The 12,327-nt window shown below is 44.1% G+C and carries 8 protein-coding genes; 2 read left to right on the forward strand and 6 right to left on the reverse strand.

Features of this window, described 5'->3' with window-relative positions:
• Positions 1-62: 62 nt before the first annotated feature.
• Positions 63-2,510 (forward strand): phenylalanine--tRNA ligase subunit beta, encoded by a 2,448-nt coding sequence (gene pheT / locus SIB66_RS09940; RefSeq protein WP_063406890.1) that lies wholly within the window; start codon positions 63-65, stop codon positions 2,508-2,510.
• Here the strand turns inward: pheT and rlmD are convergent.
• The 6 genes from rlmD to SIB66_RS09970 all read right to left on the reverse strand — a co-directional run bounded on the left by rlmD (position 2,500) and on the right by SIB66_RS09970 (position 10,721).
• The gene (rlmD, locus tag SIB66_RS09945) at positions 2,500-3,897 is read right to left on the reverse strand and encodes a 23S rRNA (uracil(1939)-C(5))-methyltransferase RlmD (protein ID WP_063406888.1); all 1,398 of its coding nucleotides are present in this window, start codon (positions 3,895-3,897) and stop codon (positions 2,500-2,502) included. The two genes, pheT and rlmD, sit on opposite strands and share 11 nt — an antisense overlap.
• A gap of 1,249 nt (positions 3,898-5,146) precedes the next feature.
• Positions 5,147-6,214, reverse strand: a complete 1,068-nt coding sequence (locus SIB66_RS09950; protein WP_063406886.1) for a hypothetical protein — start codon at positions 6,212-6,214, stop codon at positions 5,147-5,149.
• Positions 6,215-6,242: 28 nt separating this feature from the next.
• Positions 6,243-7,988, reverse strand: coding sequence for a DUF3370 domain-containing protein (locus SIB66_RS09955; RefSeq protein WP_063421663.1), 1,746 nt, complete (start codon positions 7,986-7,988; stop codon positions 6,243-6,245).
• A gap of 199 nt (positions 7,989-8,187) precedes the next feature.
• Positions 8,188-8,904 (reverse strand): sigma-70 family RNA polymerase sigma factor, encoded by a 717-nt coding sequence (locus tag SIB66_RS09960; RefSeq protein ID WP_236070328.1) that lies wholly within the window; start codon positions 8,902-8,904, stop codon positions 8,188-8,190.
• 85 nt (positions 8,905-8,989) lie between these two features.
• A complete protein-coding gene (locus SIB66_RS09965) occupies positions 8,990-9,835 on the reverse strand; it encodes an ATP adenylyltransferase (protein ID WP_063421665.1) in 846 nt (281 codons plus the stop codon).
• Complete coding sequence (locus SIB66_RS09970; protein WP_413410346.1) at positions 9,825-10,721, reverse strand: SpoIID/LytB domain-containing protein; 897 nt, start codon at positions 10,719-10,721, stop codon at positions 9,825-9,827. Before SIB66_RS09970 ends, SIB66_RS09965 begins: the two co-directional genes overlap by 11 nt.
• 1,281 nt (positions 10,722-12,002) lie before the next feature.
• Here SIB66_RS09970 and SIB66_RS09975 point away from each other — a divergent pair.
• Positions 12,003-12,233, forward strand: coding sequence for a hypothetical protein (locus tag SIB66_RS09975; protein WP_011130108.1), 231 nt, complete (start codon positions 12,003-12,005; stop codon positions 12,231-12,233).
• The last annotated feature ends 94 nt before the right edge of the window (positions 12,234-12,327 follow it).

Here is a 12,327-nt window from a genome sequence, read left to right on the forward strand (position 1 = left end):
CACATGACTTGACGCCGTCGTTCACTTGCTTCGTAAGATCTTTGGCTGCATCTAGCTGATCCATGCGGGTTCCTCTCTCCTGGCTGCAGGATCTAGTACAGCTGAATGAGAGCGTCGAGATCCTCGCCGAAGGCCTATCGATGGCTGGATTTGAGGTTGAGGCTATTGATGATTTAGCTAGTCGTGCACAAGGCGTGGTCGTTGGGTTGGTGAAAGACCATCAACCCCACCCCAATGCCGATAAACTCAGTGTCTGTCAGGTGGATGTCGGGTCGGGCGAAGGTCTTCAGATCGTCTGTGGGGCTCCAAATGTGCGGATTGGTATACACGTACCTGTTGCCATGGTTGGAGCAACCCTGCCTGCTGTCGGAATCAAGATCAAGGCCAGTGAGCTTCGGGGGGTTCCAAGTCAAGGAATGATCTGCTCACTAGCGGAATTAGGGCTGGAATCAAGTGGTGATGGAATAGCCATCCTTGAAGAGATCGCTGTAAACGTTCCAGACCTCGGCCAGCCTGTAGGCCCTCTGGTCGGACTCGATGACACAGTGCTTGAGTTGGCAATCACAGCCAATCGCCCCGATGGAATGTCGATGGTTGGTATCGCAAGGGAAGTTGCTGCTTTAACAGGCGCAAGCCTGCAGCTTCCGCAACTTGATATGGCACCAATCCATAAGTCTTTTGAGCCTGATTCCACCAGCTCTGCGTCCATGCTGAAGGGTGGTCTTTATGGCTTAACCGCCTTAGAGAATGTGGATGGTGAATTAACTTCGCCAGCCTGGTTAAAGCAACGCTTGGAGCGTTCAGGATGCAAATCAGTGAATGGTGTCGTTGATATTACAAATCTGGTGATGTTGGAGCAAGGTCAGCCATTGCATGCTTTTGATATTGATGCTCTTGAAATGATCACAGGTCAAACAGTTTCCGCAGAATCTTTTGGCCTTCGACAAGCAAGAAATAATGAACTTTTTAATGGCCTAGATGGACATCAACTTGAACTTAACGAAAATTGCCAGATCGTCACCTGCCATGACATTCCAATAGCGCTTGCGGGTGTTATGGGTAGTGCTGAAAGCGGTGTGTCTGCCAAGACAAGGCGAGTATGGCTGGAATCCGCAATGTTTACCCCAACGGCCGTGAGAACTACGTGCCGAGCTGTTGGCTTAAGGACCGATGCAAGCAGTCGCTTTGAGAAAGGGTTGCCTGTTGAAATGACTTTGGCATCAGCCCGTCGAGCTGTGACACTAATGGAGGAACATTTAGGTGTTAAATCAAATGGATGTTGGGTATATGGTGAGTCCCCAAAATCAGCTGAGCCTGTAAAACTTCGCCGCGAAGCTATCCATCGCTTACTCGGACCAATAGCTGATGAGAATGCCAACAGGTACCTAGAAGACGACATTATCGAGACTTCGCTGATCGCTCTCGGATGCGAGTTGTCTCCTTATAACGAAGGATGGTTGGTCATAGTTCCACCATCACGACGTAGAGATCTCTCGCGAGAGGTTGATTTGATCGAAGAGGTATCTCGCCTTGTTGGCTTTGATCGTTTTAAGGCCAACCTGCCAGATCCGCTTGAACCTGGTGGGCTAACGACTGCTCAAACAGCTGAACGCCTATTGAGGCAGATGTTGTGCGGAGCAGGGTTGCAGGAAGTCACGACCTTGTCGTTAGTTGGTGCTGATAGTGATGAACCACAACGAATTGCAATTAGCAACCCTTTATTGGCTGAGACCAGCCACCTGCGTACCAATCTTTGGGAGGAGCATCTACGTATTTGCCAACGCAACCTCCAGTCATCGCAGCCTGGTTGTTGGTTATATGAAATAGGCAATGTCTATACAGTCACTGACGAGCTCATCAACCAACGCGCTGTTCTTGGTGGCGTGATCTGTGCAGAGCGAAGGTTTGAACTATGGAGTACAAGCGGCAAGATCAAGTCAATGACATATCACCAGGCACGCGGTCAGCTTTCCCAAGTCTTTCATGGGTTGAAGTTGGACATTAACGACCGTCCACTCAAGGACAATCCTTCACTTCATCCTGGGCGGTCTGCAGAGTTATTTGTCGAAGGTAAACTGCTCGGGGATTTTGGGCAGCTTCATCCAGCACTATCGGAACGTCTTGATCTACCTGAAGCAACCTATCTATTCGCTTTGGACTTGCAGTGCATCATCCAAGCTGCGACACGATCTAATCGATGGAACCCTACCTTCCGACCATTCCCGACAGTTCCAGCAATGGAACTTGATTTAGCTGTGATCGTTTCAAAGGAATGTAGTTGTTCAGATTTGATCCAGGCCATCAGAAAAGCTGGTAAACCGCTTCTAGAGCATGTAGAGCTGATTGATCGTTTTGAGGGTGGACAGCTTGATCCTTACTCTTGCAGTCAAGCGTTTAGGTTGCGCTATCGGAGTAAAGACAGGACTCTTAGTGAAGACAAGGTCAACCCGATTCACGAGAAGGTACGTCAAGCACTTGTCAAGCAGTTTTCTGCAGAGCTTAGGAGCTAATACGAATTAACAGTGCCAGACATTCGATATGCATTGTTTGTGGAAAGAAATCAATGGGTTGTAGTTCATAAATTTGATAGGGTCCATTTGGTACGATCAATTGCTTGAGGTCACGAGCTAATGTGGCAGGATCACAACTAAGATATGCCACTCTTTCAGGTTGAATTGAAAGGATTGTTTTAATCACCATTTGATCTAAACCTTTACGCGGTGGATCTAGCACTAACACATCATTATGTTGAAGTTTCTTGGCCAATAATAAGGAAACATCACCACATAAAAACGAAACATTATCAAGACTATTCCGTAAGGCATTTTTATTTGCTTGAGTAATAGCTTCTGCATGAATTTCAAGACCTATTACACGATAGCCAGTTGCTGCAATGGGGAGAGAAATTGTGCCAATTCCACAATATGCGTCAATTATATTGATGTCGAGCGAAGCAGTGGATAGCCATTCAATTAATTTTGAGACAATCCGTTCTGCCTGAAGAGTGTTTACTTGAAAAAATGTTGTGGTGGACAGCAATAAGGAGAGATTGTAAAAATACTCCTCAATTTCAAGATCACCAGCAAGCAATATAGTTTCTTGACCAAGAACAAGATTGTTCCTCTGTCGTTGGATGTTTAAAGTTATTCCTCTTACTTCCGGCCACCGACTATACCATTCTTTGGCTTGTTGATGGAGGCCAGAGAGTTGAGTGGTACTACTTACCAGTGTGATCAGCACTTGATTTGTTTTTTGGCCAATACGAATGCCTAGATGCCGGAGTCCTTCGCCAGAAGATAGGTCAGAATCTGCAGGCCAATTCTGCTGTTGAAGATCATCCTTGATCGAGGCCAGATATTGATCGATTCCTCGATCCAAAACCGGACATCGATTGAGATCAATAATTTGGTGACTGCCTCGTCGGTAATAACCCATATGTAACTGTCCTTCACTATTGCGATATAGAGGAATTAATGCTCTATTTCGATACCCGAGAGCTCTATTATAATCAGTCATGATTGGTTCTATCTTATGATCTATTTGACCTAAACGTAGAAGTATTTCCCGCAGATGACCTTGCTTTAATAAAGTTTGTCCATGATCACTAAGATGTTGTATGGAGCAACCTCCACATTCCTTAGCGATTTTGCATGGGGGCGGTCTGCGACTTGCAACTGTCTCAATTGTTTGAACCTTGCGGGCTAAAAACTGGTTTCGATGGCGCCTTACAAACTCTATTTGTGCACGTTCACCAGGTAGAAGGTCATTGACTATCACAACCCAATTGTTCCATCGAGCCAGACCATTACCATGACGATCTAAATCTAAGCATGTGATCTCAACCTTATCACCTGGGGAAGGTATTAATGTCAAATTTGAGTCTGTAGAGCTAGTCATAGCAAGTCTTCCTATTTATTAGGCATAACAATAAAGTCAATGCTGGCTATAAATAAATCATAAGTATCCAAATTTGTGGTACTGGGTTTGTTAAATATAATCTTAGACAGATCCAGGAGCCTTTCAAGTGCTCGGATGTAAATTCATTATAGATTGCTTAGAGTGAGCTCAATGATTATAAGTCTGAACACCAATTAATAAATTCAACCGAAACGAGGGTGGAATATTCAGGAGAAGACCCTCAAGTCTTATTTTTGATAATTAATTGCAAAAAACTGACACTTCACAACGAAGAGTTTTGTTTAGCCAGGACTATGGCATTGAAATAATGGATTTGATAAGCATTGTTCACGATTTCAGTTGAGACTTTGCTTTTTGAGCATATCGCCACTTGCTGGATAATTGGGGAAAACATTGTGGATCGGGCCTGGCATCCCACTCAATAGGGCAAGCAAGCCTGATGACGTGCTGCATCGATCTGAGAATTTATACTATGATCATCGACTCTAAAGTCTTAGATAAGACTCGATTATAGTCTTATAATAAGTCTATAAAAGGAAAGGCGACCCATCGCAATGTCTTACGTGTATATTATGCGACTCTTTCCTAGTCTCATTTCAAGACCTATATGTGATCAGAAAGAGGCGTAGTTTCGTGCCACCCGCCCCCGCTATTGCGCGAACGTTGCATGGTTAGCTTCCTTCCCCCCTCCGCCCCACCACACATTCCCCCATGGGCGGGAGTGCAATACAGGAAATCCTGCGTACCTGTGTAAAATGCAGTTACGCAGGCTTACAAAGTCTTTGATAGCAAGCTTTTATGAAGAGTAGTACTGTCTTTGGACGCTGCGTGGACCGATGAACAAGGTCGCCTTGAGCACAAGTAAACCGGGTTTTTTCAATAAACTCGTCGCACCCTTCGAGTTATTAGCGAATATTGAATCTGAGAATATTATTTTTTTCACTGATAACAACAGCAATAACCCATCCCTTCTCTACTTCATCTTGCATGAGTCTTATTGGTAGTCTCGCTGTTAGTCTTTAAATAAACATATGAGAGTTGCTTGCTTATGGCTTTGCCGCAGCTCATTGGCAGATGGAACTTTTCCCTATAGAGATAATTCAGCCCAATTTTTGTTTTCGTTGTTTGATGTTGGCTTAACCACAAAAGATTCTCCACGTCTATCTACTATATATATACATAGTCTCGCTATTAGACTAATACTGAGTCATAGAGCAGACTTTTGAGACTAGTTGGGTTTCTCGCGGTAGAGCTCTTTAAGCAATTGATATGCTTCATTTAGCCTTCTCATTGCCTCTGTTGAACCTCCAGCGTCCGGATGGATGGTTATCGCCTGAAATTTGTAGGCCTCTCGAATGGTAGAAAGTGTCATTGGTGCACCAGCATGCGATGGCAGCTTGAGTAGTTTGAGTGCTCCATGAAGTGTCATTGTTGATTCAAGTGTTTGGAACGAGGTGACCTGACGACTTCGTTTAAAGCGATTGACAAATCTGCGGATTAGTGTCGGCATTCTCTCTGAAAGGCTTTTGCAGGCAAACGGATCCTCCAAAATCCCAGCAACCACCATCACAAGCTCAAAGGTCGCCGGTTTAACCTGCCAACTTGAACAGAGTTCCGTCATCAGACGATTTGCTGCACTCCATGTGAACGGCCTTCCATCAGTGCCATCGACATGAAGCCATATGTCCCTTGCTAACCAGATCATTGCAGCTTCAACAACTGTCTCCCCTGGGGGATTTCCATAAAGTGATATCCAGTGTCGATTTGCGGCATTAAGACTTTCAATCACATCAGTCTCAGCAACTGTTGTAACTAAGGGCAAGTCCCTCGAATTCTCACCTGATTTGTTTTTGCCAAGACTTTCTCTAAGATTATCCGTTTGTTTACGCACAAAGCCTGGTAAATCAATCCCAACTGAATGTGTTGTCTTAACTTCATAACTACTTTCTACTTTGTTTCCCTCTGGCTTTACGCCAGGTCTACCTCTATCATTCGCCCCCCGCCCTATTAAAACCAGTGCTTTTGTCTCATCGTATTCGGTAGGTAAAGATCTAGACAATGACCCACTATCAACATTTTCGAGCGGAGCTTGCTCATTTATTTGATATAGTTCTCCACACTGTTGATCATCTTGATCATTCTCTTGAGGGGTAAAAAGTTCTTCAAGTAAACGTACTAATAGATCCCCTCTAGCTCTTAACCCCCATTCCCTTTTAAGTTCATCAAGTCTTGCGATTAGATGATTTGGTAGTTCAACGGTAATCCGTCGCCTCGAATTGTCTTCGGACGCTTTCACTTGAACCCGATCAACTGTTGGTAGCCTATTAGTTTTGCAGTTGATGCAACCATTGCTGTTGTGCCTTTATGGCTCCGTTGTAGTGTTTTCTAAGGCTCGAATTGACTCTTTGCGGATTGATAATTGCTGATGGCATAGTATTGTTTGTACTAGGACTGGAAATGAGTATTGGTGGCATGTTGACCGGAGAATTGTGACCAATGGATTCATTCGTTAATAGTTGCTTTTTGTTTGTGCTCAATTTGTAATTGTCTTGATGTCTTTGTTTCATCGAATTCCTGTTCATCTCAACTACCTTTGTTTTCGCTATACGCTTTGGTGTTAATGGGTTGGCATGATAATTATTACTTGCTGTCACAGGCAGCTTTACTTTCTTTGCCTTTCCTTCTTTTTGCATGGCCTGAGTATACTGTTCAACTGGAACAACACTTAGCAGATGCCCTGGTGTATTGTCTGCAGGATAGACTAAACTAATAGTAACAGGATTATCCTTTTTTGCTGTCAACTCTAGGTCAGATATAGGAAGACTTTGTCCTGAGCGTAGCCCTACATGAATTTCTTTGTATTTATTCTCAGTCTTGATTCCGATTGAACCACGAAATGCCGTGAATGGTTTCTTTTTTTCTGTTGCTGCAGGGTGGCTTAAAACTAATTGATAAGTGCCTGAGCCTTTTAGATTAAGGGTGATATCAAATCGTACCCCGTAAGTGCCTACATTATTTACGGCAGAATCAATCATGCGAGTTTCCAGTGGGTTGACCTGGATCTCTCTTGTGCCAAAATGATGTCTTCGAGTACTGGTAAGAGGTACGTGAAGAGCACCATGGTTAAGGTCATGATTTAGTTTAGCTGTATAGTGATCACCAATTGCTACACCTGCTACACGCGAAAAAACCTTGCCCGTTTCAATTTCACTGATTCTATTGAGATAAGTACGACCGGGCGCCAATCGCCTTGAATTAAGAATAGCGATCAGATTCTTTTCTGATGTGGCCCCTTCTGCTGCAACGACAGCTAATTGAAAAGGCCCGTTGCTAGTTCCACTAAGCAGTCCGTTGGCAATCCCTCTTGCAGGTATTTGTGTTGTGAATACAATTTTTTTAGTGTGAGGTGGAATGATAATATTATCTGCTAATCTTCTGTCCAATTTACCTCGCAGCATCTGTACAGCTGTTGCATCCCCCGGACCTGTATTCCAGGGACGAGGTCCCAGGGGCTTCACACCCATAAGTTTATTCGAATGATAAGGAGCCTCAAAACTATTTTTAACTGAACCTCTATCAAATTTAAGTTCAATTGATGAATCTGTTGGATTGTTTGCTATTGCTGCAACAGTAAGCAATCCACGTTGTCGGATGTTGCCAAGTTTACGTCTGTCGCGAGGATAATACTTATGATGAATATGAATCCCGAACTTGCCGTCAAAGGTAAATTCTGCATTTCTTAATTGTTGCCCTGTACGGACGACTACTGCTGAGCCCGGAGCTGTATTAACAAGTATTCCTGAACCAACAACTGTCTCCGGCTGGTTGGAGTGGAGAACGGGAACTTTATTAAAGCTTCCATTGAGAGGACGTGCTGACTGTCCAGCCATTAAGGGCACGTATGACCATGATGGTTTTGCGAAACCAATCTCACAGGCAAGAGTCGAGAGACTTAATGAGACTAGTAATGAGATCTTCTGTGACACCTTTAAGCTGGATGGATTTGTTAAGTTGATCAGAGAGTGCCTAGAGCAACTCGTCAATTCAAACCTAGTCACACCAGCCAACATCGCAAAGAAAGAAATTTCGCACTCTTGGCAGAATTTCGCGAAGATTCACCCAACTGTAGGAACGGCATGTTCTCTCCCTTTTGCCTCAGCTCAAATGTTGACTCGGCAGACCGTCGCCGTCACTATCAGAACAGGAAGCTTGAAATGCTTCTTTTCCTGCGTGATGGTCTAGAGCGTCGCCTGTCTGCAGTGAAAGCAGCTATAGAGACCTTGGAGCAACAGATCCAGAGGGACCAAAATCCTGCTTCCTGAGAGGGGAATCAGCCTCAGGAGACAATTCAGAGCAATCAACAGCCAGGCGCCGAAGCGCTCGCTTCACACGTCTTTGTACTGTCATGCAGCTGATCCCCAGGTAACTAGCTGTACTGCGAAGGCTTTCTCCTCTTAGTGCTACGTGATCAACTACCGCAGACTCTTGGCAATCGAGCTTCTCTAGAGCATTCATAAGCATTCGTTTGCGTTCCCTGTTGACCAGTTCACTCCACTGATCTTTATCAGCTGTTAGGAATTGATGATCGAGAGGGTACCAGCGTCCTTTCTGCTTGTAGCTCTCTATGGCTGTTCTATCGACAGCACTTAGCTTTTCAAAAAAATTGGCTCTGTCCATCAAGGTTGAATCTCTGAGAAGTGCCTGAGCTCGCTCCTCAACTCGTCTAGGTAATTTAACTGGTCCTAAACTATCCCTGAGGTAGTGAAGGATGGCACCACGTATATGCGGTTTTGCAAAGGCAGAAAATGGCACTAATTTACTGGTTTGAAACAATTGTGCTGCTCGGATAAGGCCTAACATTCCGACCTGAGTGAGGTCCTCTTTGTCCTGTCCAGAACGAAAAGCGTAGTGGAGTGCTATTGGCCTAACGAGTTGCAGATGTTCTTCGATCTGCTTATTTCGACGTTTGAGTTTGTCATTCATCATTTGAACCGGAAGTAAAAAGCGGTCGTTTAGCGATCGCCTGTCCCTCTAGAGATCCATGTAATTGCCCTGCAGCACAACCGTAAAATCACTGAATCGTCTTGACCACGCCTTCTAGCAAGGCCTCAGGCCCATGATGATTAAGCCAGTCCAGATCAGATATTTCTGTGGCTAGAAGGTAACCGGCAAATCCTAGTGCATTAATGCTGAAGCCTGCAATTCCCTCTCGACTTCGAAGTATCAGTGCCATCCATTCCTTCGTGAGCAGCAAATTGTATGGTTGTCTTGGATGTTGATTCTCTGCCGGATTACCAAGTCCAATCTTTTCGCAAAGCGTTAGATAAGCTTGATAATGAAATTGAGCTTCATGATGCTGTGCTCTAGCTGTTGCAGCACAGCATTGAGTAAGTTGACAGCTTTCCCTGGGTGAGGTCTTTACTAATGATTGAAACCATTCCTGTCGAGGACAACTGCGATCGTCGTCGCATCGTCTTAGCAATTGCAAGTGTCTGTGAGGTTGACTAGCTCCAGCCGTTGGAGAACTATTAAAAAACCAAAGCCCCTTGGTGTCCTGATCAACACTTAGCAGTGCCTCCCAGTCATCACAACTAAGCCAACCATGCTGAGGGGCCCATTCACGTGTGATCAACAACATGTGTCCCTTTTGAACAGGATATTTGTTGAGAATTAGCACATGTCTCATGCCAATTTGACTAACCTCCAAGCTTGGGTCCCAAGGCAAGAACGGGTTAGGTTTTGGCCCCCTGGCTAGGAGATGAGATGGAGGGGGGCCTTTTAGTTTGCGCAGTTCAAAGGGTTCTCCTTGTCGTGCTGGAATTCTGGTGAGCTCGGTGCTGAGAGGTACCAGTGCACCATTTAGTTGTGCTGCAGTGCTGCGTTCAAGCGCCAGATCCCAGTAATGCTCAATTGCCACGGCTTTGTAGTTTGGCTAAGGAAGCACCTGTGTAATACCTAGCAAGAATTTCATTGAACTTCAAACCACTCCGTGCCAATTTCTGGGCCCCATGCTGGCTCATGCTCGCTCCTAGGTGGCCATGAGCTTGCAAACTGATGTCTGCCGTTGACGCATAAAGGCTTTCAACAATTCCTCCCTTGTAGCGAAGAACAATTCCCTTGGTGGCTTGAGTTGCTTGCGTAGAGCGTGATGTTTGGCTTGATATCCCTTGATATACCTGCCAACGAGTGGTGTCACCCAGATGGAAATCCTTGTTCGCAGGTCTTGCGATATGGGCAAGGGCATAAGACCGTGCAGCAACCGCCTGAGCTTTAAGAGCCTCCATATTCCAAAGACTTGGCATTTCAGCACCAACAACAGAAGCAACATAATCCTCAAGCGAGAGTTGGTTAACTGCAATCCAGCCATTGCCCCGGTTAACTAAATAAACTTTAGATCTATAAGGCTGATTGTTGACTAGGATCCCGCTACTGGCTGTGGTAAAACATTTGATGTCAGCAATCTGATTATACCTTATCTTCAATATATGATTGAGAGTATGCTCATTAATAAGCCTCCCAGAGTGAAGTTTACAAAACCCTGAATCCTTTATCTTTATTTCTATTGGTTGACTATGGCTAATCAGACCAACTTTTAACTCTAAAGACAAGGAATCGACATCCCGAGAAGAGAGAAGTGCAGAATGTGGTGTCGGTTGCGAAGAAACGTCCTTCGCATTCTTTGAAAGTGTTTTGCCTTCTTTTATGGCATGTCTATCCTCCAGAAAGAGCTGCATAAGTTGATTTCTTGCTGTTCTTTGATGGAAACTATTAATTGAAATTAGAAGGATATTAGCGATAGCCACAATCAGCCCACAAGCTAGTATGGCTTGTGAAAAGTACAAAAAATTATGACGATGAAATTTCACAGAAAATTTAAAATCTTAGTGATTTGCGCTGATTGGTGCATTTGAAGTCAATGAATACGATTATTTTTGCAGTTAAAATCGTAACTGTCAATCTTTTTCAGAGTTTGATTACAAGAATTACAAGTCAAGCATTGAACACAACCTGAATATTACATTATAAATTCCATAAGCCTTAGAATTTGAGAATTGTGCCACTATTGCAGTTATATTGTAGATTAACTGCAAATCAATTCTTTGCGTTTTTGACTGATTGCAAAAAACTATTTTAGAGATGGTTTCAAACTATGATAAGAATATATTTTTGAAATATCATCTGACAAAATCAATGCTTTGTTAGATCCACTCAATAATTATCATAGACCTGATGCTTGAAATCATTAAAGAGCGTCTAGTCTGATATTCCTTAGAACCAAATAAACTATAGCACTAATACAACCTCTTTTGATTATGGATTACTGCATATATCTTTAATTTATAAATAAAGATATTTTTTTAGTACTTATCATGATGGCAAGCCTATGCGTAGTGGATATCAGATTATGTTTAGAGTAATTCATAAGCTGCGCTATTGTTAGTGACTTTATTGAATATCTCTGCAAAGAAAAACTTTGCTTATGCAGTGCTTGCCTAGTAAATCTTTTTATTTCTGAAAGCCTTTTGAAGTCTTTAGTACAGCACTTAAATTGATCGAAAGACAATGCTGCATCCAAAAGCCAGATCGAAATCGATTATTTACAGATATTTTTGGGGTTAGTGAGACGTGCTTAAACCAATCATTCAGCAAATGGCCAGAACCATGGTGATCAACGATGAGGCCAATGGTCATCGATGCGCCGCCAAGGCCTTCACAAGCGTGTCAGTAGGCCTCTATGGGGAATTTGCCGCACCCACCCCTTGAATAGCCTCCCTAGAGGCTCCCAGGGCCAATCTTGCTTAATGGCTATGAGGTGTTGCAGGGAGGTCGCAAGCGCAGCTAAAGCAACAAAAGCCAAGAATGCGTCTTGATCCGATGTGACCAAGCTTCACCAAAGATTCCTTGGCAAACAGTGTCAGAAAGATCGCATCGCCTTGCAGATCAATTGCTATCACTGACTTTATCGAGCTACAGCTCCTCTGTTTGAGCATAGGAGTCTGCCGAAGTAGTGGCACATTTTTCTTCGAGATGGTTGACGGATGACGGGGGGCAGGCGTTAAAGGTCAATCAGATATGCCTCCTCAATGGATTGGGAGTTCACAGAAGACGCCGCCTTCCTTGCTCTTTGCGATGCCTTTCGCGAAAGTGGTGAATCGTCGGCTATCGAGTTCCTCGCTAATGGGGAAGGTGCTTTTCACTTCCATGAACTGACCCAAAACGCTGCAGGCGAAGGACTTGACCTCAGCGACTCAGGTTCTCTAGACGATTTTCAACAGGAAGTGATCGATACAATGGAGGCGCTTTGCCAGGATTAGACCAGGCAAAAAGCTCACTTCTCATGGGATATATGATTGTCCTGAAATTGAAAAGCAGGATTCTTTTTTCAAATTGCTGAATAAAGGCTTTGCA

The organism is Prochlorococcus sp. MIT 1318, assembly GCF_047304505.1.
Classification (GTDB): domain Bacteria; phylum Cyanobacteriota; class Cyanobacteriia; order PCC-6307; family Cyanobiaceae; genus Prochlorococcus; species Prochlorococcus marinus_D.